Below are 26305 nucleotides of genomic sequence, written 5' to 3' on the forward strand. Positions count from 1 at the left end.
ACTGCCGGGCGGGGCGGGGCGGGGGGTCATGGGTGGGTGCCCAGGTGGGTGCCGAGGCGGCGGATGGTTTCGGCGGCGGCGATGGCGTCGCTGCGGGCGCTGCCGTGCCGGCCGTCGCTGCTGTACATCGACGGATCGGTGCCGGCCGGATGATCGGTCAGGTGCACGTGCAGCGCCCCCAACCGGTCGGCCAGCCGCCTGGTACGCGAGGAGAGCAGCCGCATCCGGGCGCCCAGGCCGGGCCGCAGCGCCGCCGGGACCGCCGGACTGTGCGACACGTCGAACATGCCCACCGTGATCACGTCCACCCCGGCGTCGCGCAGCGCCCCGACGATCGCGGTCAACTCGGTGTCCACCGCGTCCGGGTCGAACGCCGTCCGGAAGGCGTCGTTACCGCCGCAGACCACCAGCGCCAGGTCGGGGGAGAAGGCCAACGCCCGGTCCAGCTGACCCGCGCGCACCTGCTGCGCCCGCAGCCCGCGCCGACCCAGGTTCAGGTACGCCATCCCGGGGCGTACCGCCGACAGTTCGGCGGCGACCCGGTCGGCCCACTGCACGTCCGGGTACCCCTCGACCGGCTCGCACATGCCCTCGGCGACGCTGTCGCCGAGCACCACGAACCGGTGCCACGGATGGTCGCGCAGCAGCGCGGCGCTCTCCCCCTCGCGCAGGCAGTACGGATCGGTGGCCTCGGTCAACATCGATGACATGGCCGGGAATGTAGCCGACCGGACCGGTGCCGTCGATCACACCGACCGCCCGGATCGCCTGATGGTCGTCCCGGTGCGCCAACCAGCGCCGGCCCCGGCCCGGTCTACCGACTCCGGCCCACCTGGTCCCCGGCCCGTCCCGGCCGGTCCGGCGGTTGTGTCGGTCGTCGCGGGTAGGTTGTCGGCGTCGGGCGGTGCGGGCGGCCGGGTGGACCCGTCGGGCGTCAGCCCGGTTCGACGGCCGCCGGCGGGGGTGCCGGCCGGCCCATCCGCAGCGGCCCGGCGAACAGCGGCAGCACGGTCAGCACCGCGCACACCACCGCCATCACCAGCAGTGCCGGCCGCAGCCCGAGCACCGTCACCGACCAGCCGCCGAGCAGTGCTCCCACCGGCAGCCCGACGAACGCCAGCGAACCGGAGATCCCCAGCACCCGGGTCTGCAACGCGTCCGGCACCCGTTCGTAGAGGGCCGCGCCGAGCAGCGGGTTGACCGCCGCGATGCCGATCCCGGACAGGAACGTCACCACCAGCACCACCACCAGGTGGTCGGTCAGCGCCAGCGCCAGCAGGCGGGGCGCGCCGCTCAACGCCGCCCCGGCCGCGAAGACCAGGGTCCGGGGCAGCCGGGGGCCGAGCATGGTGAAGACCACGTTGCCGAGCAGCGCGCCACCGCCGAACACCCCGAGCACCAGCCCGAACCCGGCCGGGTCGCCGAGTTCGTCGCGGACCCACAGCGGCACCCAGACGGCCGTGTTGGCGGCGGCGAACATGTTCAGGGCGGAGACCACCACCAGCATGGTCAGCAGCACCCGGTCGGTGCGCAGATAGCCGAAGCCGGTGCGCAACGCCTGGAAGTAGCCCTCCCGGGGCGCGACGGGCGCGTCGCTTACGGGCGGGCGCACCAGCACCCCGACCAGTAGTGCGCAGACCGCGAAGGTGCCCGCGTCGATCCAGATCGCCCGGGTCACCCCGACCCAGTCGATGAGCAGACCGCCGATGACCGTGCCGAACAGCGCCACCCCGCGCGCCAGCCCGTCGTAGGCGGAGGTGAGCCGGATCAGCTCCACCCCGGCCCGCTGCGCGGCCGGCCGGAACATGACGTGCTTGACCCGGTCACCGATGCCGCGCAGGCCGCCGGCCACCGCGACGAGGGCGACGAGCGCCCCGAAACCGAGCCACGGGGCGAGCGCGACCACCGCGATCACGGCCGCGCTCGCCGCGTCCACCGTGATGGAGGTACGTCGTACCCCGAACCGGTCCGCCCACGGCGTCGCCAACGAGCTGGATAGCATGTACGGCAGGAACTCGGCGGCCGCGACGATGCCCATCTTGGCCGGGCTGCCGGTGGTGGTGAGCACCAGCCAGGGGATCGCGATCACCGAGATCCGGCTGCCCAGGTTGGAGATGAGATCGGCGGCGACCAGGGTGACCAGTTCCCGCCGGGCGGCCCGCCGCTCGGGACCCGGCGGTGCGGCGAGCGATCCGGCGTCGCCCGCCCCGGCCCTATCCGCCCCGACGCCGTCCGCTCCGGTGTCGTCCTGACCGGGGGTCGGTCCGGGACCGGTCGGGCCGTCGGCCGGTCGCAGGCCGGATGCCCCGCCGGGAGCCCCGGCGTCGGCCGGCCACGGGTCGCCGTCGGTGGCGGTACGCGGGCCGGTGTCGGCGTCGGCGGTCACGACGGGCTGCCGACCGCGGCGGGCACGCCGGCGGCGTACCGTTCGCGTAGCGCCCGCTTGTCCACCTTGGCCGACCGGTTCAGGGGCAGCGCGTCGACGAATTCCACCGCACCCGGCGCCCAGGTGTCACTCAGTTCGGTGGTGACCAGACCGATCAGTTCCGCTCCGGTCACCGTCGCCGCCGGCGCGCGCACCACGTACGCGTACGGCAGTTCCCCGGCGACCGGGTCGGGCACCCCGATCACCGCCGCCGCGCGCACCTGCGGATGCCCGGCCAGGACGTCCTCGATCGGTCGGGAGTAGATCGGCCAACTGCGCTGCCGGGTCAGGATGCGGTCCTGCAACCGGTCGACCAGGTAGAGGAACCCGTCGTCGTCGAGGTGGCCGATGTCGCGGGTGCGTACCCAGCCGTCGACGAGCGTCTCGGCGGTCAGCTCGGGCTGGCCGTGGTAGCCGTGGAAGCTGAGTTTCGTGCGTACCCACACCTCGCCGTCCGTGCCGGCCGGCAGCACCCGCCCGTCGGCGTCGCGGATCTCCACCGTGACGTCCCCGTACGGCCGGCCGCAGGAACCCAACCGCTCCGGGTGGGCCGGGTCCTCGGTCAGGCCGGGCTGGGCGCAGATCACCACCGCCTCGCTGAGGCCGTACACGATGCGCAGGCACGGGCCGAACCGGGCGATGGCCTGGCGCAGCCGGGCGGGCGCGGCCGGCCCGGCGCCCACGTTGAACATGAACATGGCGGAGAAGTCCGCGTCGGGCAGAGCCGGATGGTCGAGCACCTCGTAGAGCATCGGCGGGGTGACGAAGGTGGAGGTGAGCCGTTCGGCGTCGACGGTGGCGATGAACGCGGCCGGATCCCACTGCTGGCGCAGGAAGAGCACGCCGCCGGTGAACAGGTTGAACAGGGTGGTGATCTGGCCGCTGGCGAGCCACATCGGGGAGTGCGACAGGTGCCGCAGCAGCGGGAAGCCGGCGGCGCGGAAATCCGCCGCCAGGGCCAGCACCTGCCGGTAGAAGCTCTCCCGGTGGTGCACCAGCTTGGGGGTGCCGGTGGTGCCGCTGGTCTGTAGGAACGACTCCGGGGTCGGCACCCGCGCGGGCAGCTCGACCGGCGGGGCGTCGGCGGTCAACTCGACGCCCAGCCGCAGCACCGGCACCCCGGACAGCGAGGCGGCGATCTGGTCGCCCAGCCCGTCCGGGGCCTGCGCGTGGTGCACGAAAACGTCGGGACGGGCCAGCCGGACGAACTCGTCGATCTCCCGCCGGGAGGTGACCGGGGCGATCCACATGCTGCGGCAGCCGAGCAGGTGCAGGGCGAGCTGGAGCAGCGGGCCCTCCACCGCGTTGCCGAGCATCACCAGCACCGCCGCGCCGGGGCGTACCCCGTGGCCGGTCAGGGCGTACGCCAGACCGCGTACCTCGGCGGCGACCTGCGGGTAGGTCAGCCGCCTGCCGTCGCCGACCAGCGCCTTCCGGTCGCCGAAGCCGGCGAACAGCTCCAGCGCGTCGTGCACGTAGGTGGTGGATCGGTCGGCCCCGTCGGTCATCGCACAGCCCCCAGGTCGATGCGGCGGGTCGCCGGCGGCCCGGTGGGACCCGCCGTGGCGACCGGCCGGGTTGGCGGCCGAGCAGGTCCCCGCCCGGCCCGCGACGGGGTGCGCGCCATGGGCGGGCGCACCGCCGCCGCTAGCGAGCCTAGGCCGGTGGCCTCGCCCGGTGACAGAGCCGAACGGCGATGAGCTGCCCACCATGGACAATTGATCATGTCTATCGGGTTGATTGACGCCTGTCAGACGTCACGGCTAGGTTTCTGGACCATCGTCCGGGCGGTGCCGTCAATGGACGCCGGCCCTGGGCGGCCCAACATGGAGGTTCAATGTCGACCCCGAAGAGATGGCAGGTCATAGCGTCCGCGGCCGCGTTGCTGGTCGTGAGCGCCCCGGCGGTGGTGGCCAGCGCCGGTCCGTCCGACTCGGACACCGCCGCGGCAGCCGCCCGGCCGCAGTGGGCGGGCACGTGGGCCGCGGCGGTCACCCGCGGCAACACCGTCGGGCTGACGAACACCGGCCTGAACAACCAGAGCATCCGGATGACCGTGCGCACCACCGTGGGTGGCGAGCGGCTGCGGGTCCGGCTGAGCAACCTCTACGGTGAGCAGGCCGTGCAGGTGGGACACGCCACCGTCGCCCGCCCGAACACCGCCACCCTGACCGACCGGTCCGACATCCTGCCCGGCACCGTGCGGGAGCTGAAGTTCGGCGGGTCCACCTCGGCGACCATGAACAAGGGTGCCGAACTGCTCAGCGACCCGTTGACCTACGCGGTCGGCGAGCAGGAGGACCTGGTCGTCACCCTGCACTTCCCGGTGCTCACCGGGCCGGTCACGTTCCACGGCCAGTCCAAGGTCACCACCTTCATCGGGGCGAACGACCTGACCACCGCCGCCGACGGCGCCGGCTTCACCATCCGCCCGGACTGCTGCTGGATGTTCCTGTCCGGCATCGACGTGCTGCGCCCGGCGAGCCCGGGTGCGGTGGTGGTGCTCAGCGACTCGATCGGGGACGCCAACGGCAGCACCGTCAACGCCAACAAGCGCTGGCCGGAACTGCTCGCCGGGCGGCTGGTCGCCGCGCGTCCCGAGGTGCGCACCCCCGGGGTGCTCAACCTGAGCCTGGCCGGTAACCGGCTCAACCACGAGGGCACCGAGCCCGGCGCGGGCGGCTTCCCCGGCTACTACGAGCTGGGCCCGAACGCGCTGGCCCGGCTCAACGAGGACGTCTTCCCGCAGACCGGCGTGAAGACCCTGGTGACCCACCTCGGCATCAACGACATCTGGATGTCCGACGACTCCGCCGACCGGATCATCACCTCGCTGCGGCAGATCAACAAGCAGGCCAAGGCGCGCGGCCTGCGCAGCCTCGCGGTCACCCTCACCCCGTACGAGGGGCACGGCAACCCGGGGGTGTGGACGCCCGAGAAGGACGCCACCCGGCAGGCGGTGAACACCTGGCTGCGGGGGCCGGGAGCGGCGGAGTTCGACGGGCTGCTCGACTTCGACGCGGTGCTGCGTGACCCGGCCCAGCCGAGCCGGCTGCTGCCCGCGTACGACGCCGGTGACCACATCCACCCGAACGACGCCGGCAACCAGGCGTTGGCGGACGCCGTACCCCTTCGACTGCTCGGTCTGTGACACCGGTGGGGCGGCGGGGGTGACCCGTCGCCCCCCGGTCATTTCCTGGGGAGGAAGCACCATCGTGGACGTCGACGAGATCCTGTCCGGTCTGTACAGCGAGGCCGGCCGGCAGAACCCCTATCCGTGGTACGCGGCCCTGCACGAGCACGGGCCGATCAGCGTCATCCCGAACCGTCCGGAGCACAGCACGGTCAGCGCCGTGGCCGTCGGCTACGACCTGGTCGACCAGGTGCTGCGTGATCCGGAGTGGTACAAGCAACCCCCGCCGGGCTGGGAGGAGCAGGAGATCCTGCGGACCTTCCAGTCGTCGATGATGTTCGTCAACCCGCCCGACCACGGCCGGATGCGGGGCGTGTTCTCCCGTACCTTCACCCCGCGCCGGCTCGGCGCACTGGAACCGGTGATCGTCCGGGTGGTCGACACCCTGCTGGACCGGATGGCCGACACCGGCTCCGACGGCTCCGAGGTCGACTTCGTCGCGGAATTCGCCTATCCGGTGCCGGCGTTGGTGATGGCCGAGTTCATCGGCCTGCCCGAGAGCGAGCTGGCCTGGTACCGGCAGCGGGTCGACTGGATCGACGAGTTCCTCGACGTGGCCGGCAAGACCCCGCAGCGGCTGGCCCTGGCCAACCAGGCCGCCGAGGAGTTGCGGGCGCTCTACCGGGACCTGATCGGGCACCGCCGCCGCCAGCCGGGTGAGGACCTGATCTCCGGGCTGGTCGAGGCGCTGGACTCCGGCGAGGTCGACCTGACCGAGGAGGAGTTGATCAGCAACCTGATCGTGCTGTTCAACGCCAGCTTCGTCACCACCGTCTACATGTTCAGCAACGGCCTGCCGGTGCTGCTGGAGCACCCCGACACGGTGGCCGCGCTGCCCGGCGACGAGACCCTGGCCCAGGGCTGCGTCGACGAGGTGCTGCGGCTGCAGAGCCCGGTGCACTTCCTGGCCCGCGCCGCACCCCGGGACACCGTGCTGGGCGGCGTGCCGGTCGCCCGGGACGAGAACGTCCTGCTGATCATCGCCGGGGCCAACCGGGACCCGCACCGCTTCCCCGGGCCGGACCGGTTCGACCCGCGCCGCGACGGCCCCCCGTCGCTGGCCTTCGGCGTCGGCCCGCACTTCTGCCTCGGCGCGGCGGTGTCCCGCCTGGAGGGTCGGCTCGGCCTGCCCCGGCTCTTCGCGCGGTTCCCCCGGCTCGCGGTCAGCCAGCCGGCCGACTACAGCGGGAGCCTGTTCCTGCGCGGCATCGACAAGCTCTTCGTCACCACCGGCGGATAGGAGCCGATCCCATGTCCTTCGACCCCCAGGTGGTGGCGTACCGGGCCGCGCGGGCCGCCGCCGGCGTCCCGCCGCTGTACACCCAGACCCTCGCCGAGGCCCGCGCCGCCGACCTCGCCGCGATCCGGGCCGGCGGCGGCGACGTCGAGCCGGTCCACGAGGTACGCGACACGACCGTCCCCGGCCCCGACGGGGACCTGCGGGTCCGGGTGCACCGGCCGGCCGGTGACGGGCTGCTGCCCACCCTGGTCTACTTCTTCGGTGGCGGCTGGACGTTGGGCAGTGTGGAGACCGCCGACGGGATCTGCCGCCGGCTGGCCAACGCCACCGGCTGCCAGGTGGTGACGGTCGGTTACCGGCTTGCCCCGGAGCACCCGTTCCCGGCGGCCGTGCTGGACTGCCACGCCGCCACCCGGTGGCTGGCTGAGCACGCCGCCGAGCTGCGGGTGGACCCGGACCGGCTGGCGGTGGGTGGGGACAGCGCCGGGGGCAACCTGGCGGCGGCGGTGACCCTGCTGGCCCGCGCCGAGGGTGGCCCCCGGCTGGCCGGGCAACTGCTGGTCTATCCGAACACCGACCAGCGGGCCGACCGCCCGCGCCCCGCCACCGACCAGGATGACGCCGACGCCCGGGGCAGCGGCGACGAGCAGGACCCGTTGCTGTTCAACAGGCACTCCGTCGACTGGTACCGGGGGCACTACCTGGCCGACCCGGCGGACGCGGCCGATCCGCTGGCCTCGCCGCTGCTCGCCGACGACCTGTCCGGCCTGCCGCCGGCCCTGGTGGTCACCGCCGAACACGACCCGCTGCGGGACGAGGGGGAGCGGTACGCGCAACGACTGCGGGAGGCCGGCGTGCCGGTGCGGGCCACCTGCTATCCCGGGATGATCCACGGGTTCTTCGCCATGCCCGGGGTCTTCGACGCCGGCCGACGCGCCCAGGACGAGGCCGCCGCCTTCCTCCGGGAGGTCTTCGGGCTGCCCACCCCGCCGGCCGACACCCCGGTCACCGCCACCACGGTGGGGGGCGGGCGGTGACCGTCGGGGAGGTCGACCGGCAGCCGGTCAGCCTGGCCGACTTCGCCGAGCTGGCCCGGCGGGCGCTCCCGGCCGGGGTCTGGGACTTCGTCGGCGGGGGCAGCGGGGTGGAGACCACGCTGGCCGCCAACCGGGCCGCCCTGGACCGGGTCGCCGTGCTGCCCCGGGTGCTGACCGGGGTGGAACGTCCGCGCACCGACGCATTGCTGCTCGGCCGGGAGCAGGCGATGCCGGTGGCGGTCGCGCCGATGGCGTACCAGCGGTTGCTGCACCCGGACGGTGAGCCGGCGCTCGCGGCGGCGGCCGGTGCGGCCGGCGTGCCCTACGTGTTGAGCACGTTGAGCAGCACCCCGGTCGAGCAGGTCACCGCCGCCACCGAGGGACCGGTCTGGTTCCAGCTCTACTGGCTGCGTGACCGGGGGCTGGTCGCCGACCTGCTCGACCGGGCGCACGCCGCCGGCTGTGCGGCGTTGATGGTGACCGTCGACGTGCCGGTGCTCGGACGGCGGCTGCGCGACGTGCGCAACGGCTTCGCGTTGCCGCCGGAGGTGACCGCCGCCAACCTGCCCGCCGGCCGCGACGACCTGGCCCACGCCGGCACCCCCGGCGTGTCGGCCATCGCCGCGCACACCGAGGCCGCCTTCGCTCCCGCCCTGACCTGGGCGGATCTGGCCTGGCTGCGGGAACGCACCCGGTTGCCGCTGCTGGTCAAGGGGGTGCTCGACCCGCGCGACGCGGTCCGCGCCGCCGACGTCGGGGTGGACGCCGTGGTGGTCTCCAACCACGGCGGCCGGCAGCTCGACGGGGCGCCGGCCACCGCCACCATGCTGCCCGAGGTGGTCGCGGCCGTCGGCGAGCGGATCGAGGTGCTGCTGGACAGCGGGGTACGGTCCGGCACGGACGTGCTGCGCGCGCTCGCCCTCGGTGCGACCGGGGTGCTGTTGGGCCGCCCGATGCTGTGGGCGCTGGCGGCCGGCGGGCGCGCCGGGGCACGGGCCGCCCTCGACCTGCTCGCCGTGGAGTTGCGCGACGCGTTGACCCTGACCGGCTGTGCCGACCCGGCGCAGGCCCGGCGGCTGCGTACCCTGACCGGAGGCTGACCCGTTGGAGCATCTGGTGGACCTGGACCTGGCGACCCTGCACCCGGCGGTCGACGACCCGGCGCTGAACTCGATGAACTTCCTCAACGAGGTGTCCCAGCACTGGCCCGACGCGGTGTCGCTGGCGGCCGGGCGGCCGTACGAGGAGTTCTTCGACGACGACGCGCCGGGGCGCTGGCTGGACCGGTTCCGCCGGCACCTCGCCGACGACCTCGGGCAGAGCCCTGACCAGGTGCGCCGCACCCTGTTCCAGTACGGCCGGACAAAGGGGATCATCCATCACCTGATCGCCCGTAACCTCGCCGTCGACGAGGACGTCCACGTCGACGACGAGGCGGTGGTGGTGACCGTCGGCTGCCAGGAGGCGATGCTGCTGGTGCTGCGGGCGTTACGGGCCGGCCCGACCGACGTGCTGCTCGCCGTCGCCCCGACGTACGTGGGGTTGACCGGGGCGGCCCGGCTGGTGGACCTGCCGGTGCGGCCGGTGGCCGGTGGCCCGGCCGGGGTGGACCTGGCGGACCTGCGGGCGCAGGCGCACCGGGCCCGGGACGAGGGGCTGCGCCCCCGGGCCTGCTACGTGATGCCCGACTTCGCCAACCCCTCCGGCACCAGCATCGGGTTGGCCGACCGGCAGCGGCTGCTGGACCTGGCCGCCGAGGAGGACCTGCTGCTGATCGAGGACAATCCATACGGTCTGTTCCCGGCCGGGGACGCCGACCGGGTGCCGACGCTCAAGGCGCTCGACACCCGACGGCGGGTGGTCTATCTCGGCTCGTTCGCCAAGACGGTGCTGCCCGGGGCGCGGATCGGCTACCTGGTGGCCGACCAGCGGGTCGGTGGGGCCGGCGGCGGGGTGGGCTTGTTCGCCGACCAGCTCGCCAAGATCAAGAGTATGGTCTCGGTGAACACGTCGCCGCTGGCCCAGGCCGTGATCGGCGGGGCCCTGCTGGAACACGGCTGCTCGCTGGTCGCCGCGAACCGGCGGGAACGGGAGGCGTACACCCGCAACCGGGACCATCTCCTCGCCGGCCTGCGGCGGCGTTTCCCGGCCGGCTCGCCGGTGCGTTGGAACACCCCGGCCGGGGGCTTCTTCGTCGTGGTCACCGTCCCGTTCCCGGTGGACGACGCGCTGCTGCGCCGTTCCGCCGAGCGGTACGGGGTGCTCTGGACCCCGATGGCGCACTTCTACGACGACGGCCGTCCGGTCGACGCGTTGCGGCTGTCGGTCAGCGCCGTCACCCCGGCGCAGATCGACCTCGGCCTGGACCGGCTGGCCGCGCTGATCACCGACGAGCTGACCCGCGCCGCGATCCCGGCCGGCTGAGCCGACCCCCACCCGGTGTCGTCGAACCGCCACCCCCCGTGCTGTGCAGCGGGCGTGGCGGTGGCCATAATGGACGCATGATCGCTTGGGAGTACGCCCTGTTGGTCCGCCGCTACCAGGGACAGGGACGCCAGTTCCACGTCTCGTTCGTCTGGTACGGCCCGGACGGCTCACGCACCGACGTCACGGCGTACGGCGACACCGCGATCGCCCACCTCAACCGGGTCGGCCGGGAGGGCTGGGAGTTGGTCTCCGCCGCCGAGGACGTCAACAACATCCAGGGCAGCACCGAGGTCCACCGCTACCACCTCAAGCGCCCCCTCGGCTGACCCCCGCCGGCTGTCACCCGGCCACCCCGCCACCCGGTCGTTCGGGTGAACAAGAGGTTTCGGTCACCAGAACGACCGCCCCTGACCAGAACCTCTTGATCACCCCGCCAACCCGCCCCACCCGTGCCGCCGGACGGGGTTCGGTCGGGTTGGCGGGGGAGGGGCGGGCAGGGGCGGGGCGTGGTCAGTCGAGGGCGACGGTGGGATAGAGGGGGAAGCCGGCGAGCAGGTCGGTGGCCTGCTTGCCGACCGAGTCGGCGACCGCCGGGTCGAGCACGTACTTGGCCTTCGACGGGGTGCCGTCGGCGTTGGCCCCCGGCGTGGTCTGGCTGAGCACGGTGTGGATCAGCTCGGCGGTGGCGTCCATCTCGGCGGTGCCGAGGCCCCGGGTGGTCAGCGCCGGGGTGCCGATCCGGATGCCGGAGGTGTACCAGGCGCCGTTGCGGTCCTGCGGGACGGCGTTGCGGTTGGTGACGATGCCCGAGTCGAGCAACGCCTGCTCGGCCTGCCGGCCGGTGAGGCCGTAGCCGGAGACGTCGAGCAGCACCAGGTGGTTGTCGGTGCCGCCGGTGACCAGGGTGGTGCCCCGGCGCAGCAACCCCTCGGCGAGCGCCTGCGCGTTGTCGACGATCCGCTGCGCGTAGTCGGCGAAGTCGGGCCGCCGGGCCTCGGCCAGCGCGACGGCCTTGGCCGCCATCACGTGCGGCAGCGGGCCGCCGAGCACCATCGGGCAGCCCCGGTCGACCTGGTCGGCGAGCTCCGGGCCGCAGAGCACCATGCCGCCGCGCGGGCCGCGCAGCGACTTGTGGGTGGTGGTGGTGACGATGTGCGCGTGCGGCACCGGGTCGAAGTCGCCGGTGAAGACCTTCCCGGCGACCAGGCCGGCGAAGTGCGCCATGTCGACCATGAAGGTCGCGCCGACCGAGTCGGCGATCTCCCGCATGATCCGGAAGTTCACCTTCCGGGGGTACGCCGAGTAGCCGGCGACCAGGATCAGCGGCTTGAAGTCTCGGGCGGCCTCGGCGACCCGGTCGTAATCGATCAGGCCGGTGGCCGGGTCGGTGCCGTAGCTGCGCTGGTCGAACATCTTGCCGGAGATGTTCGGCCGGAAACCGTGGGTGAGGTGGCCGCCGGCGTCCAGCGACATGCCCAGCATCCGCTGGTTGCCCAGCTCGCGGCGCAGCGCGAACCAGTCCGCCTCGGTCAGGTCGTTGACCTGGCGTACCTGGGCCTTCTTCAACGCGGGGGACTCGACCCGGTCGGCCAGGATCGCCCAGAACGCGACCAGGTTCGCGTCGATGCCCGAGTGCGGCTGCACGTACGCGTGGGCGGCCCCGAACAGCTCCTTGGCGTGCTCGGCGGCGAGCGCCTCGACCGTGTCGACGTTCTGGCAGCCGGCGTAGAAGCGGCGGCCGACGGTGCCCTCGGCGTACTTGTCGCTGAACCAGTTTCCCATGGTCAGCAGGGTCGCCGGGGAGGCGTAGTTCTCGCTGGCGATCAGCTTCAACGACTCACGCTGGTCGGCCAGCTCCGCGCCGATGGCGTCGGCCACCCGGGGCTCGACCGCCCGGATCACCTCGAGCGCGCTGCGGAAAGCGGTGGACTCGGCGTTGCGCGACATGCGACCTCCAGGTGACGTGCGGAAGGCCCAGGCGCTCGGCGTGCGTCCTCATGACGGGGCCGCTTCCCGATGGTGCTCCATCCCCACGCGCCAGTCACGGCCCGTCGACGATCCTACCGGGTGGCCGGTGGACCCTCCGGAGCACCTCGTCGGTCACGGCCATTGCCCGGCCCGACCGGGACGAAGTTCTTCGATCGTGCCGAGATGGGCGACCGGATCGTCGGCGCGGAGGGCAGGGCCGACCCGGCGACCGTGGCCGCGCCGGGCTCCACAGCGACGATGAGGGGCGAGGACAGGGTGGCCGGGTCCGGCTCCGCCGACCGACCCCGGCCCGGGGGTGCTCCCGCGTGCCGCACGCCGGGGAGCCGTCTGCGTACGATCGGCGGATGCTGGGGGAGGACATCGAGGGCAGTCTGGTCGCGATCAGCGACCTGCACGTCGGGTACGCGGAGAATCGTGCCCTGGTCGAGGCGCTACGCCCCGCCTCGCCACGGGACTGGCTGATCGTCGCCGGTGACGTGGCGGAGACCGTCGCCGACATCGAGTGGACGCTCGGCACGCTCGCCGAACGCTTCGACACCGTCATCTGGGCGCCGGGCAACCACGAACTGTGGACCCCGCCGGCCGACCCGGTGACCCTGCGCGGGCTGGAGCGTTACGAACTGCTGGTCCGGCGGTGCCGGGAACTGGGCGTGGTCACCCCCGAGGACGACTACCGGGTGTGGCGGGGGCCCGGCGGTCCGGCGCTGGTCGCCCCCCTGTTCCTGCTCTACGACTACAGCTGGCGGCCCCCGGGTTTCGACACCCGGGAGGCGGCGCTGGCCGAGGCGTACCGGACCGGGATCGTCTGCACCGACGAGTTCATGCTGCACCCCGACCCGTACCCGAGTCGGCAGGCGTGGTGTGAAGCCCGGCTGGCGCAGACCGCCAGTCGGTTGGAAGCCCGCGACCCGGATCTGCCCACCGTGCTGGTCAACCACTGGCCGCTGGACCGCCACCCGACCGAGGTGCTGCGCTACCCGATCTTCGCCCAGTGGTGCGGCACGGAGGCCACCGCCGACTGGCACCGTCGGTTCGCCGCCACCACCGTGGTCTACGGGCACCTGCACATCCCCCGTACCACCTGGAAGGACGGGGTGCGGTTCGAGGAGGTCTCGGTGGGCTACCCCCGGGAGTGGCGGCAGCGCAGCGTGCCCCCCGGCCGGGTACGGCAGATCCTGCCCGCGCCCACGGGCGCACCGGTGACCCTGTGGTGAGCCACCGGTTCAGCCGGGGTGCAGGCGGGTGAGCAGCGCGCCGGTCACCGCCCCGAGACGGCGGGCGGTGGCCGGATCGAGCGTCCCGGTCGACGGTGGCACGGGTCGGCCCCGGTCGTTGGCGGTCAGCGCCTCCGACGGCGGGTTCTCGATCCACTCCACGACAGGGCGGACCGACTTTCCGACCGGCCTGGCGAAGACCGACGCCGCCCGGATCACCCCACGGACCGCCGCCGGCATGGTCGACAGGTCGCCGCTGCGGGTGAAGCCGGGGTGGTAGAGCACGTACCGGGCCCGCGCGCCGGAGTGTGCCGCGAAGTCCACCCCGAGCAGGTCGTTCGCCCGGCCGGCCTGCAACTGGGCGTCCACCATGCCGTACCTGCGGGTGAGTTGGAGGTCGTCCCAGTGGATCGAACCCCTGGTGCTGCCGACGCCTGCCACGTTGATGATCACCGGCCGCTCGGCGGCGTCGAGCTGGTCGCGCAGGCCGTGGCTGAGCAGGTAACGGCTCAGGTAGTACAGCGCGAAGGTCTGCTCCAGGCCCTCGTCGGTGACCACCCGCCGGGGTGACTGCCGGTTGGCGCACAGCACCAGGGCGTCCACCGTCGGCCATCGGTCACGGATGACGTCGATGACCCGGCGGGTCGCCGCCACCGAGCGCAGATCCGCCCGGAGGAAGTGCACCCGGTCGGAGAGCGCCTGCACGGACCGCCCCTTCGCGGGGTTGCTGCCGATGGCGACGACCTCGTCCCCGCGTCGGAGCCGGGCTTCGAGGGTGCCCCGACCCATGCCGTCGGTGCCGCCGCTGATGACGGTGACCCGCATACCACCCCTTCCCGTCGCCCGGTGGCCCCCGTTCGGCACCGGACGTCAACCTCGGCACAATCCTGTTCGGAGGCCGACGGCGGCGGAAGAAGGCAGTTTCATGTCCCCAGCGCACACGGATGTTCCTTCCCTGGTGGGCGCGGCGCTGCCGACGCCCGTTCCGGCCGACGAGTACGACGGCTGCCCGGTCACCGGCCTTTTGCGGCTGCTCAGCGACAAGTGGTCGATGCTGGTGCTGGTCCTGCTGGGCCGACAGCCGTACCGCTTCAACGAGCTGCACCGGGCCATCGGCGGGATCAGCCAACGCATGTTGACCCGCACCCTGCGTGGTCTGGAGGCGGCCGGCCTGGTGCTGCGCGAGGTCCATCCCACCGTCCCGCCCAGCGTCGAATACCGGCTCACCCCGCTCGGGCAGAGCCTGCTCGGCCCGCTGTCCGCCCTCGCCGACTGGGCGGTCAGCAACGAGGCCGCCCTCGTCGCCGGCCGGCACCGGGCCGCCGCTGCGGCATCGAGCGGCCCATCCTGACCGGCCCCACGCGGGGTGGCCGTGGGCCTTCTTTCCGACCGCGCCCACCATGCCACGAGGGGCCCGACCGGACGGTCGGGCCCCTCGTGGCATGGTGCGGGTCGCACGTGGTTCAGGCGGTGGTGGCGTGCCGGGCGCTCCTGACCGCCTTCGGGTCGCTGGGGGAGCGGGGGGCGTCCGGCCGTAGCGCGATCATCCGCTCGCCGATCTCCTGGAGCTGGTTGCGGCCGAGCGCCTCCCGCACCTTCGGGAACCACTCCTGCTCCTCCTCCTCGACGTGGTGCTCGACGTTCTCGATCAGCACCGTGGTCTTGGCGACGAAGTGGTCGTCGGCGGCGTCCATCGCGGCCAGCTCGGCGCAGAGCACGTCCGCGACGTGGTGCTCCTCGTACGACTCCAGGATGTCGTCCTCCAGGTCCGGCAGGAGCGTGAGGACCTCCGGGTACATCACCTCGTTCTCCAGGTAGGTGTGCGTGGTGAGGGCGGCCACGATCTCGTCGACCAGCTTCCGGCGGCGGCTGGCCGGGCCCTCCTGCGCCTTCTCGAACTCGCGGAAGAGGCGGCGCATCTCCTTGTGGTCCTCTTTGAGCAGGACGATGGCATCGGTGGACACCGGCAGACCTCCTTGATCGGCTGACGGCAATTCCGGTACCCCGGGACGAACTGCGGAAACGGATCGTGCCCGGCGAACGTCCGGCACCGGCGGACGGCGGCGATGGTGTCGCGGTCCCGGTGCGGCCGGAAACCGCCGTTTCGTCGACCTGGAGTCGATCATGCGGGCGGTCGGCGGTCCGGGGGGCGGGGCCGAGTGGTGAGTGGGTACCCTGCCGGCGTGGACGGTGGGGCGGACGGCGAACGGTTGGCGGCATCGCTCACCTGCTGGCTGGACCGGCTCGAATTCGTCGACCTGGGCACCGACGAGGTGACCGCACGGATCGTCGACGCGGTGTCGGCCTGGGCCGCCGAGCAGGGCTGGCGGTCCTACCGTCGGGCGGCGAGCGTGCTGCCGTTGCCCCCGCCGATGACCGACCGGCACTCGGTGCTGGACGTGGCGTGTGCCCGCCGCGACGGGCCACCCGTGGTCGTCGAGGTCGACCACACCGACCGGCGGCGTACCTGGGAGAAGCTGACGGCGGAGGCGGCCGCCGGCCGGGTCGCCCTCTGGGTGCGCTGGGGTCCGGGGCGGTTCGCCGTGCCGCCGGCCCCGATCCACCTGGTCACCTGCGAGGTGTCCCGACACTCCGGGCCCCCGGGTGCGGGCCGCCGGCACAGCCGGACGACGGGTCCCGCCCGGCCGGCACCCGTGCACTCCGCCCGTGACGTCGACCCGGTCGTGGAGCCGCTGCCGCTTCCGCCGGCGGACCCCGGTGCGTCCTGACCGGAGGTGGCTACTCGAAGCGGGTCGGGTCGCCCGCGCCGTATCTGACGATCTCCGGTTCGTCCTGCGAGAAGTCGATCACGGTGGTGGGCAGGGTGCCGCACTCGCCGGAGTCGATGACCGCGTCGACGGCGTGGTCGAGCCGTTCCTTGATCTCCCAGCCCTGGGTCATCGGTTCGGTCTCCCCGGGCAGCAGCAGGGTGCTCGACACCAGCGGCTCGCCCAGTGCGGCGAGCAGCGCCTGGGCGACCGGGTGGTCGGGGATGCGTACCCCGACGGTCTTCTTCCTGGGGTGCAGCAGCCGGCGTGGCACCTCCTTGGTGGCGGGCAGGATGAAGGTGTAGCTGCCCGGGGTGGCCGCCTTCAGCGACCGGAACACCGCGTTGTTGATGTGCACGAACTGCCCGAGCTGCGCGAAGTCCCGGCACACCAGGGTGAAGTGGTGCCTGCTGTCCAGCTGCCGGATCTCCCGGATCCGGTCGAGACCGTCCCGGTTGCCCAGCTGGCAGCCGAGCGCGAAGCACGAGTCGGTCGGGTAGGCGACCAGGCCGTCGCCGCGCAGCAGGTCGACCACCCGGGTGATCGTCCGTGGCTGCGGGTTCTCCGGGTGTACGTCGAGATAGATCGCCATGGCGGGGAGCCTAGTGGGGGACCGGCGGCGGTCGCCGGTGAGCCCGGAGCACGTCGCGGGCCCAGGTCAGCATGTGGCAGCCGCCGTCGCGGCACTGGAAGCACCGGCGCAGGGGCGGCGGCCCGTCCGGTGCCTCGTGGTGCTGGGCCAGCACCCGCTGCGCGGTCCAGACGACCAGGGCGGGCGTGACCGGTCCGTCGTCCATCGGCATGGGACCCTCCCGGGTACGGGCAGATCCGGGCACCGATCCCCGATCAGGTACCCGGACCGCTACCGGATGTGCCTCATCAGCATCACCTGCAACGTGCACACCGCCAAGGTTGCAAGTGGCAACGTGTGCACAGCACACGTACATACGGTCGGGACGTGAGACTCGTGGCTCTCTCCGACATCGCGGACATGCTCGGCGGCGTGTCGCGCACCAGGGCCACCGAGATCACCAACCGCCCGACCTTCCCGCCGCCGCTCGACACGGTGGCCAGCGGCAAGGTCCGCGTCTGGGACCGGGCGGCAGTCGACGCGTGGATCAGGCAGTACCGGCCGAACCAACCGCGTGGCGCGGACGACGACGAGCGCTGAACGGCTCCGGGTGTCAGGGGTGGCCGTTACCGTGTGAGCGTGGCGACGGCGGCCGAGGAGATCCAGGTGGGGGAGCGGCTGGTCCGTATCTCCAGCCCCGACAAGCCCTACTTTCCGGAGCGCGGGCTGACCAAGCGGGACGTGGTCGGCTACTTCCTGGCCGTCGGTGACGGCATCCTGCGCGCCCTGCGGGACCGGCCCACGATGCTGGAGCGCTGGCCGCGCGGCGTCTTCGCGGGGGCGAAGATCGGCACCCGGCAGGACAACCGGGGTGACGCCTTCTATCAGAAGCGGCTCCCGGCCGGCGCGCCGGACTGGGTGCGCACCGCACACCTCACGTTCCCCAGCGGCCGTACCGCCGACGAGGTCGCGCCGGGCGAACTGGCGGTGGTGATCTGGGCGGCCAACCTCGGCACCCTGCGGTTCCATCCCTGGCCGGTGACGGCGGCCGACGTGGAGCGCCCCGACCAGCTCCGGATCGACCTGGACCCGATGCCGGGGGTCGGCTTCGACCGGGTGGTGCCGGTGGCGCACGAGGTCCGGGCGTTCCTCGCCGAGCTGGGCATGGTCGGCTACCCCAAGACCACCGGCGGGCGTGGCCTGCACGTCTACCTGTCCATCGAGCCCCGGTGGAGCTTCGGGGAGTGCCGGCGCGCGGTGCTCGCCCTCGGTCACGAGCTGGCGCGGCGGCTGCCCGACCTGGTCACCACCACCTGGTGGCGGGAGCAGCGGGACCGGCCGGTCTTCATCGACTACAACCAGATGGCCCGCGACCACACGGTGACCTCGGCGTACTCGATCCGGCCCACCCCGGCGGCGCTGGTGTCGGCCCCGCTGGACTGGGCGGAGCTGGACGACGCCCGCCCGGAGGACTTCGACGTGCTGACCATGCCGTCCCGGTTCGCCGAGCGCGGCGACCCGCACGCCGGCCTGGACGGCGACCGCTTCTCCCTGGAGCCGCTGCTGGCCCTGGCCGACCGCGCCGGCCTGGCCGCCCCACCGGAACGCTGACCGGCCGCGCTGGCCTGGCCGCCCCACCGGCCGGGCCGCCACTCAGGCCCAGGGGCTGCCGGCCCCGTCGAACTCGTCGAAGACCAACCAGGTACGGGTGGACAGCACGCCGGCGATGCCCTGCACCCGGCTGAGCACCACGTCCCGCAGGGTGGCGTTGTCCGGCGCGCGGACCAGGGCCAACACGTCGTGCTCCCCGCTGAGCAGCGCCACGTGCTCGATGTAGCGCACCCGGGCCAACTCCGCCGACACCTCCCGCCAGGTGTTCTGCTGGATGGTCAGCGAGATGTACGCCGAGGTGCCCAGCCCGGCCGGCTCGGGTGCCACCCGGGCCCGGAACCCGGTGATCACCCCCTCGCGCAGCAGCCGCTCCACCCGGGCGTACGCGTTGGTGCGCGACACGTGCACCCGCTCGGCGAGCGTACGCATGGACAGCCGGCCGTCCCGGGTCAGCTCGTCGAGGACCCGTCGGTCCACCTCGTCCAGCGGCGTGACCGAACGTCCCGTTGCGCCCGGTGGGCCCGGCGGCGGGGTGGTCTGCTGGCTCATCAGATACTCCTCGGTAGGCCAATCGTCCCGCGTTCACCGGGAATGTTGAGTCAATCATCCAACGGCTGGAGCATAGGGCCACCACACGTCCAGGAGGTCCCCGCCGTGACGACCACACCCCAGGCGGTCCGCAGGGCATCCCCGCGTACCCGTCGACCGGCCACCCCGGTCGCCCCCGACCCGACGACCGGCCTGCTCCCGCAGGCCGAACCGGTCCGGCTGCTCGACCCCGACGGCACCCCGCTGCCACCCCGCGCCGACCTGCCCGCACCGCCTGTCGAGACGCTGCGCGAGATGTACCGCCGGATGGTCGTCGGCCGTCGCTTCGACGCGCAGTCCACCGCCCTGACCAAGCAGGGCCGGCTCGCCGTCTACCCGTCCTCGCGCGGCCAGGAGGCCTGCCAGGTCGGCGCGGTGCTGGCGCTGCGCGACGACGACTGGGTCTTCCCCACCTACCGGGAGTCGATGGCGCTGACCGCCCGGGGCATCGACCCGGTCGAGGTGCTCACCCTGCTGCGCGGCGACTGGCACTGCGGGTACGACCCGACGGTGGTCCGCACCGCGCCGCAGTGCACCCCGCTGGCGACCCAGTGCGTGCACGCCGCCGGTCTTGCCTATGGGGAGTCCTACCAGGGGCGGGACACCGTCGCGCTGGCCTTCATCGGCGACGGCGCGACCAGCGAGGGCGACTTCCACGAGGGGCTGAACTTCGCGGCCGTGTTCAAGGCCCCGGTCGTCTACTTCGTGCAGAACAACAAGTACGCGATCAGTGTGCCGCTGTCCCGGCAGACGGCCGCGCCGAGCCTGGCCTACAAGGGCGTCGGCTACGGGGTGCCCAGCGAGCAGGTCGACGGCAACGACCCCGTCGCCGTCCTGGCGGTGCTCACCCGGGCGGTGGCGCACGCCCGCGCCGGGCACGGGCCGTACCTGGTCGAGGCGCACACCTACCGGATGGAGGCGCACACCAACGCCGACGACGCCAGCCGCTACCGGGACCCCGACGAGGTGGAGGCGTGGCGGGACCGCGACCCGGTGGCCCGGCTGGAGGCGTACCTGCGCAGCCGGGGCGAACTGGACGACGCGGCGGTGGCGCAGGTCGCCGCCGAGGCCGAGGCGTACGCCGCCGACCTGCGGGAGCGGATGCACGCCCAGCCGGTCGTCGACCCGTTGAGCCTGTTCGAGCACGTCTACGCCGAGCCGACCCCGCAGCTGGTCGAGCAGCGCGAGATGGTCCGGGCCGAGCTGGCCGCCGACGCGGAGGGGGACGCCTGATGGCCACCATGACCATGGCGAAGGCGCTCAACGCCGCGCTCGCCGACGCGATGCTCGACGACGAGCGGGTGCTCGTCTTCGGCGAGGACGTCGGGCAGCTCGGCGGGGTCTTCCGGATCACCGACGGGTTGCAGGCCCGGTTCGGCGACAAGCGCTGCTTCGACACCCCGCTGGCCGAGGCCGGCATCGTCGGGTTCGCCGTCGGGCTGGCCATGTCCGGGCTGCGGCCGGTGGTGGAGATGCAGTTCGACGCGTTCGCCTACCCGGCGTTCGAGCAGATCGCCTCGCACGTGGCGAAGCTGCGCAACCGCACCCGGGGCGCGCTGAGCGTGCCGATGGTCATCCGGGTGCCGTACGCCGGTGGCATCGGCGGGGTGGAGCACCACTGCGACTCGTCGGAGGCGTACTACGCGCACACCCCCGGCCTGAAGGTGGTCACCCCGGCGACCGTCGAGGACGCGTACTCGCTGCTGCGGGAGGCGATCGCCGACCCGGACCCGGTGGTGTTCCTGGAGCCGAAAAAGCTCTACTTCGCCAGCGGCGAGGCCGCGCTGCCGGCCCGGACCGCCCCGTTCGGCCGGGCCGTGGTGCGCCGTCGCGGCACCGACGCCACCCTGGTCGCGTACGGCCCGGCGGTGCCGGTGGCGCTGGAGGCCGCCGAGGCCGCCCGGGAGGACGGCTGGGACCTGGAGGTCGTCGACGTGCGCACCATCGTGCCGTTCGACGACGCCACGGTCACCGCCTCGGTCCGCCGCACCGGCAGGTGCCTGGTGATCACCGAGGCGCAGGGCTTCGCCGGGGTCGGCGCGGAGATCGCCGCGCGGGTGCAGGAACGTTGCTTCCACGCCCTGCACGCCCCGGTGCTGCGGGTGTCCGGGCTGGACATCCCCTACCCGGCGCCGATGCTGGAGCACACCCACCTGCCCGGGGTGGACCGGGTCCTCGACACCGTGGCCCGCCTCCAGTGGGACGACCGGCCCGACCCGCGCTGGCTGGCCCAGGGGAGCGCGGCGTGAGCGCCCGCACCGCCACCGGCACCCGGGTGTTCCTCCTGCCCGACCTGGGTGAGGGGCTGAGCGAGGCCGAGATCGTCGAGTGGAAGGTCGCCGTCGGTGACCTGGTCACCGTGGACCAGAGCGTGGTGGAGGTGGAGACCGCCAAGGCCGTGGTCGACGTGCCCTGCCCGTACGCCGGGCGGGTCGTCGCGCTGCACGGCGCGGCCGGCGAGACGCGCCCGGTCGGCCAGCCGCTGATCACCGTCGCGCCGGCCGACGGTGGCGACGAGCCCGCCGGGCACGCCACCTACCGCGAGGAGGAGCGGGCCGGCTCCGGCAACGTCCTGATCGGGTACGGCACCGGCCACGGCGGCTCCGCCCGCCGCCGGCGTCGCCCCCGGCTGACGCTGGCTCCGGAGCCGGTCGCCGGTGGTGCTGCCGCAGCCGTCGCGGAGCGTGCCCCCGAGCCCGCCACCGGCCCGCCGTCCGCGTCGAGGGGCCCGGCCGGCGCGGGTGTGGACGCTGCGGCCTCCGCCGGGGTGGCCGCCGGCGGTGCCGTCGGGCCGGTGGGGGGCGGCACCGCCCCGACCGGCGAGACGGCCGTCCTGGTCATCTCTCCGATCGTGCGTCGGCTCGCCCGCGACCACGGGGTGGACCTGGGCAGCCTGCGCGGCACCGGTCCGGGTGGTGTGATCCGTCGCTGTGACGTGGAGGCCGCCCTGGCCACCCCGCCACAGCGGCCCGCCGGCCGCGCCGCCGCGCGTGACCAGCACAGCGCAGACCCGGCCCCGCCCGGCCCGGGGCGGCCCGCCGCCGCGGAGCCGGCCCCGGCGCACGTCGGGCTCGCTCCGGCCGACGCGTCCGACGTCGTCATCCCGCTCACCGGCATCCGTCGGGTGATCGCCGACAAGCTCTCCCGCAGCCGTCGGGAGATCCCCGAGGTCACCATCTGGGTGGACGCGGACGCCACCGCGCTGCTGGCCACCCGGGCGGCGATCAACGCGGCCACCCCGGACGCGCCGGTCAGCGTGCTGGCCCTGCTGGCCCGGATCTGCCTCAGCGGCCTGCGCCGGTTCCCGCAGCTCAACGCCCACGTCGACACCGAGGGGCAGCGCATCGTCCAGTCGGCCGGGGTGCACCTGGGCATCGCCGCGCAGACCGACCGGGGCCTGCTCGTGCCGGTGCTGCGCGACGCCCAGCGGCTGACCACCAGGGAGTTGGCCGCCGCTCTGGCGCAGACCACCGCCGACGCCCGCGCCGGCACCCTGCCACCGGCCCGGCTCACCGGCGGCACCTTCACCCTCAACAACTACGGCGTGTTCGGGGTGGACGGTTCCACCCCGATCATCAACCACCCGGAGGCGGCGCTGCTCGGGGTGGGGCGGATCGTGGACAAGCCGTGGGTGGTCGACGGGCAGTTGGCCGTCCGCAAGGTGACCCAGCTCAGCCTCACCTTCGACCACCGGGTCTGCGACGGCGGGGTGGCCGGCGGGTTCCTGCGCCACGTCGCCGACTGCGTCGAACAACCGGCGCTGCTGGTGGCGAACGTCTGACCGGTACGCCCGGAGCCGGTCACCCTGGGCGGGGTGGCCGGCTCCGTCGTGCGGCCCGGCGTTCGTCCGGTTCGCCGGGCAGCACCGGTGGGCGGTCGGGTTTTCCGCCCGACGGGCCGGGAAACCGGCGCAGGTCGCGCGGATGCGCCGCACCGTCGGGTGGGCGTACGCCGGCGGCTGCCGCCCTGCGCGCGCCCGGTCGCGGCCCTGCCGTGTCGGTCGTGGACGTACCGCCGAGAGGAGCCACCCGTGCCGTATCAGGGTCTGCCCGTCGCCGTCCGGGACCGCCGTCCCCCCGTCGCCGGTGCGCCGCTGTGGTGCAACGCCCACGACTACGGGTTGACCGGCGACGGGGGTGACCAACGACCAACCCGCGCTGGCGGCCCTGGTGGACCGGCTCGGTGACGGCTACGCGGCCGACGGGCGGGCCCGGGTGATCTGGTGCCCGCCGGGCATCTACTCCATCCGCGACGCCGGCACGGTGTGGCGCAGCGGGGTGTCGCTGATCGGCGCCGGCCCGGCGGCCACCCGGTTCCTGCTCAGCAACGAGGGCAACCGCAGTGATCCGACGCCGCTGGCGTTCTGGACGGTGCTCCAGCACGGCGCGGACCGGGACCGGCACATCGCCGACTGCACCTTCGCCGACTTCGAGATCGACGGCTCCGGGGTGGCCATGGCCGAGTACAACTACCTGGCCAAGGGCCTCGGGTTGCAGTACGTGGTGCGCGGGGTGTTCCGCAACCTCTACATCCACCACACGGCGGCCAGCGGCCTGGGCTGCGACTTCCTCCAGGACACCCTGGTCGACGGGGTGGTGGTGGTCGGCTGCGGCCGGCTGGACAACGGCGAGCAGATGGGCGGCGCGGGCATCGGCATCGGCATCGGCGGCTGGGGCGACATGGAGCGGCTCACCATCGCCAACTGCACCGCCCTGGCCAACGGCACCAACGGCATCTTCCTGGAACTCCAGAAGGACTACTGGACGCCGCCGCGCGGGTACCGGATCGTCGGCTGCCACAGCCAGGGCAACCGGTTCGGCATCTCCGACTGGGGGGCCGACGGGCTGATCGTCACCGGCTGCACGATGACCGGCAACCTGGAGGCCGGCTTCGACGTGTCGGGCAACGGCACCTCCGGGGTGGCCGGCCGCGGTGGTCTGCTCACCGACTGCGTCATCGACGGCAACGTGGGCGACGGGATCAGCGTGGGCAACACCCCGGGCCCGTACACGGTGCGGGGTAACCGGATCAGCGGCAACGGCGGCTACGGCTACCACCAGCACGACCTGGGGCGGGGCTATCCGCACCCGGCGCAGGACGTGGTGGTGGAGAGCAACGAGTTCTGGGGCAACGGCCTGGACGCGATCCGGGTGGACCGCCCGATGACCGACGCGATGGTGCTCGACAACCGGATCCGCAACAACGGCCGGCGGTGCGCCGACGCGTCCCACGGTGGCGGCGAGTCGGTCCGCTACAGCGAACGGTCCCTGGTCGACCGCTCGGCGACCTGGGCGCAGGACAGCCACCGGGGCACGGTGTTGCGGGTCGGCCGGCGGGTCGCCGTGGTCGCCACGAACACCGCCACCGAACTGCACCTCGCCCCGGTACGTCCCGACGCCTACAGCGGGTGGAGCGGGGACACCCCGCTGCCGGGCACCCCGTACGAGTTGCCGGCCGCGCCGCCGACCCGGGCCGGCATCGCGATCAACGCGGCGTTCGACTCGGCGACGGTGCGCGGCAACCGGATCTGGGACAACCACGACGACCGCACCCAGACCCACGGGATGTGGATCACCCCCCGGGGCAGTTGCGTCGACTGCCGGGTCGAGGACAACGACCTGGCCGGCAACGCGGTGGCGGCCCTGCGACTGGACACCCCGCCGGTCGGTGGGCGGTGGCACCGCAACCACGGCGACCAGGACTGGGACTGACCGGTCGGGGTGTCCCGGCACGGCCGATCCCGGACATCGGCGGCACCGTGGCCCCCGGTGGCCCGGCCGGGTCGATAAGCCCGGCCCCGCGCGTCCGGTTCCCCGGAAAGCCCGGCCCGGCCCGAGAAACGCTGTACAGAATGTGGCCAACGGGACTGGAAACGGGGGATGGAATATGGACGTGAGGCGGCGATTGACGCTCATGGCGGTGACCATCGCAGCCACACCGTTGGTCCTCGGCGGGTGTACCGCCGAGCGCAAGCCGTCGGCCGGGGCGGCACCTGGCGCGGCGGCGGCCCCCACGGTGACGGTGACCCCCGCCGACCGGGCGAAGGACGTCCCGGTCAGCGCGGAGGTCGGTGCCACCGTGAGCAACGGCCGGGTGACCAGCGTCAAGCTCACCGACGACAAGGGCCGGGTGGTGGCCGGGGAGCCGCGGGAGGACGGGTCGAGCTGGGTGCCGGCGGCCCCGCTGGGCAGCGGCCGGACCTACACCGCGGAGGTCACCGCGACCGGCGACGCCGGCCGGACGACCGTCGGGCGCACCACGTTCACGACGGCCGCGACGAATACGAACCGGTCGGCGCTGACCAGCGTGCTCTATTTCGCCGGGAACCAGACGTACGGCACGGCGATGCCGGTCACGGTGGCATTCGAACCGGCCGTTCCGAAAGAGGCCAGGGCGGCCGTGCAGCGACGATTGTTCGTGAGGACCGATCCGCCCCAGCCGGGCACCTGGTCGTGGCTGGAGGACGGCAGCCAGGTCTACTACCGGGCCCCCGACTTCTGGCGTCCCGGGACGACGATCAGCGTCCGGTCGGCGCTTGCGGGGCTGCCCATCGGCAAGGAGTACGTCGGTGACGCCGACCGGCGGTCCACCTCGAAGATCGGCCGGCAGGTCGCCCTGGACATCGACAACGCCACCAAGCAGATGTCGGTCTTCCAGGACGGTCGGCTGGTCCGCCGGATCCCGGTCAGCCTCGGCAAGCCGAGCACCCCGAGTTCCAGCGGCAAAATGGTGATCATGGAGAAGCACCAGCAGACCCGCTTCGACACCCGGGGGGAGCCCGACGGCGGCTACGTGGTCGACGTCGAGGACGCCCAGCGCCTCACCTGGGGCGGCGAGTTCATCCACGCCGCCCCCTGGTCGGAGGGGGACCAGGGCTACACCAACGTCTCGCACGGCTGCGCCAACGTCTCCTCGGCCGCCGCCGACTGGCTGATAGGCGTCACGCAGGTCGGTGACCTGGTGACCGTGAAGGGCACCGAGGTGCCGCTGCGGCCCGGCAACGGCTGGACGGCCTGGAACACCAGCTGGGCCGAGTTCGCCCGGGGCAGTGCGTTGCCCGTACCGCCGGGGTTGAAGCCGGCGCCCGCCACCGCCGCGCCGCACCCGGGGGCGGTCGCCGGTGGCTCGTCGCCGGCCCCCGCGCCGTCGGCCAGCGGCGGCTGACGCAGAAGACCGCACCTGCGACGACCGGCCGTCGGAACGGCCGGTCGTCGCAGGTGCGACTCCACCCTGAGAAGGACT

Annotated in this window: 24 protein-coding genes, 1 pseudogene and 1 riboswitch; of the genes and pseudogenes, 16 read left to right on the top strand and 9 right to left on the bottom strand. The window is 73.4% G+C overall.

The genetic code is table 11. The annotated features are described in order from the left end of the window. Positions 1-26: 26 nt before the first annotated feature. From ACWCHM_RS10665 to ACWCHM_RS10675, 3 genes are all read right to left on the bottom strand, one after another. On the bottom strand, positions 27-710 hold the full coding sequence (locus tag ACWCHM_RS10665; RefSeq protein WP_204960621.1) for an SGNH/GDSL hydrolase family protein: 684 nt from the start codon (positions 708-710) through the stop codon (positions 27-29). Between the two features lie 224 nt (positions 711-934). Further along, positions 935-2143, bottom strand: a complete 1209-nt coding sequence (locus tag ACWCHM_RS10670; RefSeq protein ID WP_454223060.1) for an MFS transporter — start codon at positions 2141-2143, stop codon at positions 935-937. A 239-nt stretch (positions 2144-2382) separates the two neighbouring features. Next, positions 2383-3933, bottom strand: a complete 1551-nt coding sequence (locus ACWCHM_RS10675) for a class I adenylate-forming enzyme family protein (RefSeq protein ID WP_454222289.1) — start codon at positions 3931-3933, stop codon at positions 2383-2385. A 356-nt stretch (positions 3934-4289) separates the two neighbouring features. Here ACWCHM_RS10675 and ACWCHM_RS10680 point away from each other — a divergent pair, with 356 nt between their 5' ends. The 6 genes from ACWCHM_RS10680 (at position 4290) to ACWCHM_RS10705 (ending at position 10648) form a co-directional block, all read left to right on the top strand. Beyond that, positions 4290-5576: an SGNH/GDSL hydrolase family protein gene (locus ACWCHM_RS10680; RefSeq protein ID WP_204960765.1), complete on the top strand. Its 1287-nt coding sequence runs from the start codon at positions 4290-4292 to the stop codon at positions 5574-5576. Between the two features lie 61 nt (positions 5577-5637). Beyond that, on the top strand, positions 5638-6858 hold the full coding sequence (locus ACWCHM_RS10685; protein WP_454223061.1) for a cytochrome P450: 1221 nt from the start codon (positions 5638-5640) through the stop codon (positions 6856-6858). Between the two features lie 11 nt (positions 6859-6869). Next, positions 6870-7895: an alpha/beta hydrolase gene (locus ACWCHM_RS10690; RefSeq protein WP_454222290.1), complete on the top strand. Its 1026-nt coding sequence runs from the start codon at positions 6870-6872 to the stop codon at positions 7893-7895. Beyond that, positions 7892-8995: an alpha-hydroxy acid oxidase gene (locus tag ACWCHM_RS10695; protein WP_454222292.1), complete on the top strand. Its 1104-nt coding sequence runs from the start codon at positions 7892-7894 to the stop codon at positions 8993-8995. The genes ACWCHM_RS10690 and ACWCHM_RS10695 overlap by 4 nt, the downstream gene beginning before the upstream one ends. A gap of 4 nt (positions 8996-8999) precedes the next feature. Further along, on the top strand, positions 9000-10319 hold the full coding sequence (locus ACWCHM_RS10700; protein WP_454222293.1) for an aminotransferase-like domain-containing protein: 1320 nt from the start codon (positions 9000-9002) through the stop codon (positions 10317-10319). A 77-nt stretch (positions 10320-10396) separates the two neighbouring features. Further along, complete coding sequence (locus tag ACWCHM_RS10705) at positions 10397-10648, top strand: hypothetical protein (RefSeq protein WP_204960625.1); 252 nt, start codon at positions 10397-10399, stop codon at positions 10646-10648. 184 nt (positions 10649-10832) lie between these two features. Here the strand turns inward: ACWCHM_RS10705 and ACWCHM_RS10710 are convergent, their stop codons facing one another. Then, entirely contained in the window at positions 10833-12269 is a 1437-nt protein-coding gene (locus tag ACWCHM_RS10710) for a glycine hydroxymethyltransferase (RefSeq protein WP_204960626.1), read from the bottom strand. An 18-nt stretch (positions 12270-12287) separates the two neighbouring features. Continuing rightward, a riboswitch (ZMP/ZTP riboswitch) is annotated at positions 12288-12377 on the bottom strand. Between the two features lie 278 nt (positions 12378-12655). Here ACWCHM_RS10710 and ACWCHM_RS10715 point away from each other — a divergent pair. Then, positions 12656-13525: a metallophosphoesterase family protein gene (locus ACWCHM_RS10715; protein WP_454222294.1), complete on the top strand. Its 870-nt coding sequence runs from the start codon at positions 12656-12658 to the stop codon at positions 13523-13525. A 9-nt stretch (positions 13526-13534) separates the two neighbouring features. Here ACWCHM_RS10715 and ACWCHM_RS10720 read toward each other — a convergent pair whose 3' ends face one another. Beyond that, positions 13535-14350: an SDR family NAD(P)-dependent oxidoreductase gene (locus ACWCHM_RS10720; RefSeq protein WP_454222295.1), complete on the bottom strand. Its 816-nt coding sequence runs from the start codon at positions 14348-14350 to the stop codon at positions 13535-13537. Between the two features lie 100 nt (positions 14351-14450). On the opposite strand from ACWCHM_RS10720, the gene ACWCHM_RS10725 reads away from it, so the two are divergent. Next, a complete protein-coding gene (locus ACWCHM_RS10725; protein WP_204960629.1) occupies positions 14451-14876 on the top strand; it encodes a winged helix-turn-helix transcriptional regulator in 426 nt (141 codons plus the stop codon). Positions 14877-14988: 112 nt separating this feature from the next. Here the strand turns inward: ACWCHM_RS10725 and ACWCHM_RS10730 are convergent, their stop codons facing one another. Further along, the gene (locus tag ACWCHM_RS10730; protein ID WP_454222296.1) at positions 14989-15489 is read right to left on the bottom strand and encodes a hemerythrin domain-containing protein; all 501 of its coding nucleotides are present in this window, start codon (positions 15487-15489) and stop codon (positions 14989-14991) included. 219 nt (positions 15490-15708) lie between these two features. On the opposite strand from ACWCHM_RS10730, the gene ACWCHM_RS10735 reads away from it, so the two are divergent. Then, positions 15709-16254: a hypothetical protein gene (locus ACWCHM_RS10735; RefSeq protein ID WP_454222297.1), complete on the top strand. Its 546-nt coding sequence runs from the start codon at positions 15709-15711 to the stop codon at positions 16252-16254. Positions 16255-16264: 10 nt separating this feature from the next. On the opposite strand, the gene ACWCHM_RS10740 is transcribed toward ACWCHM_RS10735, so the two are convergent. Both ACWCHM_RS10740 and ACWCHM_RS10745 read right to left on the bottom strand, forming a co-directional pair. Continuing rightward, on the bottom strand, positions 16265-16885 hold the full coding sequence (locus tag ACWCHM_RS10740; protein WP_454222298.1) for an L-threonylcarbamoyladenylate synthase: 621 nt from the start codon (positions 16883-16885) through the stop codon (positions 16265-16267). A 10-nt stretch (positions 16886-16895) separates the two neighbouring features. Then, on the bottom strand, positions 16896-17090 hold the full coding sequence (locus ACWCHM_RS10745; protein ID WP_204960633.1) for a hypothetical protein: 195 nt from the start codon (positions 17088-17090) through the stop codon (positions 16896-16898). A 161-nt stretch (positions 17091-17251) separates the two neighbouring features. Here ACWCHM_RS10745 and ACWCHM_RS10750 point away from each other — a divergent pair, with 161 nt between their 5' ends. Together ACWCHM_RS10750 and ACWCHM_RS10755 are read left to right on the top strand one after the other, a co-directional pair. Continuing rightward, entirely contained in the window at positions 17252-17464 is a 213-nt protein-coding gene (locus ACWCHM_RS10750; RefSeq protein WP_088647624.1) for a helix-turn-helix transcriptional regulator, read from the top strand. A gap of 39 nt (positions 17465-17503) precedes the next feature. Further along, positions 17504-18475, top strand: a complete 972-nt coding sequence (locus ACWCHM_RS10755) for a DNA polymerase domain-containing protein (RefSeq protein WP_454222299.1) — start codon at positions 17504-17506, stop codon at positions 18473-18475. A 42-nt stretch (positions 18476-18517) separates the two neighbouring features. On the opposite strand, the gene ACWCHM_RS10760 is transcribed toward ACWCHM_RS10755, so the two are convergent. Continuing rightward, a complete protein-coding gene (locus tag ACWCHM_RS10760) occupies positions 18518-19024 on the bottom strand; it encodes an Lrp/AsnC family transcriptional regulator (RefSeq protein ID WP_281897165.1) in 507 nt (168 codons plus the stop codon). A gap of 72 nt (positions 19025-19096) precedes the next feature. On the opposite strand from ACWCHM_RS10760, the gene pdhA reads away from it, so the two are divergent. From pdhA to ACWCHM_RS10785, 5 genes and pseudogenes are all read left to right on the top strand, one after another. Further along, positions 19097-20296: a pyruvate dehydrogenase (acetyl-transferring) E1 component subunit alpha gene (gene pdhA, locus ACWCHM_RS10765; protein WP_204960768.1), complete on the top strand. Its 1200-nt coding sequence runs from the start codon at positions 19097-19099 to the stop codon at positions 20294-20296. Then, the gene (locus tag ACWCHM_RS10770) at positions 20296-21312 is read left to right on the top strand and encodes an alpha-ketoacid dehydrogenase subunit beta (protein WP_204960636.1); all 1017 of its coding nucleotides are present in this window, start codon (positions 20296-20298) and stop codon (positions 21310-21312) included. Before pdhA ends, ACWCHM_RS10770 begins: the two co-directional genes overlap by 1 nt. After that, complete coding sequence (locus ACWCHM_RS10775) at positions 21309-22844, top strand: dihydrolipoamide acetyltransferase family protein (protein WP_454222300.1); 1536 nt, start codon at positions 21309-21311, stop codon at positions 22842-22844. The genes ACWCHM_RS10770 and ACWCHM_RS10775 overlap by 4 nt, the downstream gene beginning before the upstream one ends. 249 nt (positions 22845-23093) lie before the next feature. After that, a pseudogene (locus ACWCHM_RS10780) lies at positions 23094-24774 on the top strand (right-handed parallel beta-helix repeat-containing protein). A 175-nt stretch (positions 24775-24949) separates the two neighbouring features. Continuing rightward, positions 24950-26227: an Ig-like domain-containing protein gene (locus ACWCHM_RS10785; protein WP_454222301.1), complete on the top strand. Its 1278-nt coding sequence runs from the start codon at positions 24950-24952 to the stop codon at positions 26225-26227. The last annotated feature ends 78 nt before the right edge of the window (positions 26228-26305 follow it).

Source organism: Micromonospora sp. SCSIO 07396, assembly GCF_053667945.1.

Excerpts from the sequence above, each read along its gene's own strand:
- ACWCHM_RS10690 (WP_454222290.1), top strand. The coding sequence starts at position 6,870 with ATGTCCTTCGACCCCCAGGTGGTGGCGTACCGGGCCGCGCGGGCCGCC.
- ACWCHM_RS10675 (WP_454222289.1), bottom strand. The coding sequence starts at position 3,933 with ATGACCGACGGGGCCGACCGATCCACCACCTACGTGCACGACGCGCTG.
- ACWCHM_RS10760 (WP_281897165.1), bottom strand. The coding sequence starts at position 19,024 with ATGAGCCAGCAGACCACCCCGCCGCCGGGCCCACCGGGCGCAACGGGA.
- ACWCHM_RS10725 (WP_204960629.1), top strand. The coding sequence starts at position 14,451 with ATGTCCCCAGCGCACACGGATGTTCCTTCCCTGGTGGGCGCGGCGCTG.
- ACWCHM_RS10715 (WP_454222294.1), top strand. The coding sequence starts at position 12,656 with ATGCTGGGGGAGGACATCGAGGGCAGTCTGGTCGCGATCAGCGACCTG.
- ACWCHM_RS10770 (WP_204960636.1), top strand. The coding sequence starts at position 20,296 with ATGGCCACCATGACCATGGCGAAGGCGCTCAACGCCGCGCTCGCCGAC.
- ACWCHM_RS10710 (WP_204960626.1), bottom strand. The coding sequence starts at position 12,269 with ATGTCGCGCAACGCCGAGTCCACCGCTTTCCGCAGCGCGCTCGAGGTG.
- ACWCHM_RS10705 (WP_204960625.1), top strand. The coding sequence starts at position 10,397 with ATGATCGCTTGGGAGTACGCCCTGTTGGTCCGCCGCTACCAGGGACAG.
- ACWCHM_RS10720 (WP_454222295.1), bottom strand. The coding sequence starts at position 14,350 with ATGCGGGTCACCGTCATCAGCGGCGGCACCGACGGCATGGGTCGGGGC.
- ACWCHM_RS10740 (WP_454222298.1), bottom strand. The coding sequence starts at position 16,885 with ATGGCGATCTATCTCGACGTACACCCGGAGAACCCGCAGCCACGGACG.
- ACWCHM_RS10745 (WP_204960633.1), bottom strand. The coding sequence starts at position 17,090 with ATGGACGACGGACCGGTCACGCCCGCCCTGGTCGTCTGGACCGCGCAG.
- ACWCHM_RS10785 (WP_454222301.1), top strand. The coding sequence starts at position 24,950 with ATGGACGTGAGGCGGCGATTGACGCTCATGGCGGTGACCATCGCAGCC.
- ACWCHM_RS10665 (WP_204960621.1), bottom strand. The coding sequence starts at position 710 with ATGTCATCGATGTTGACCGAGGCCACCGATCCGTACTGCCTGCGCGAG.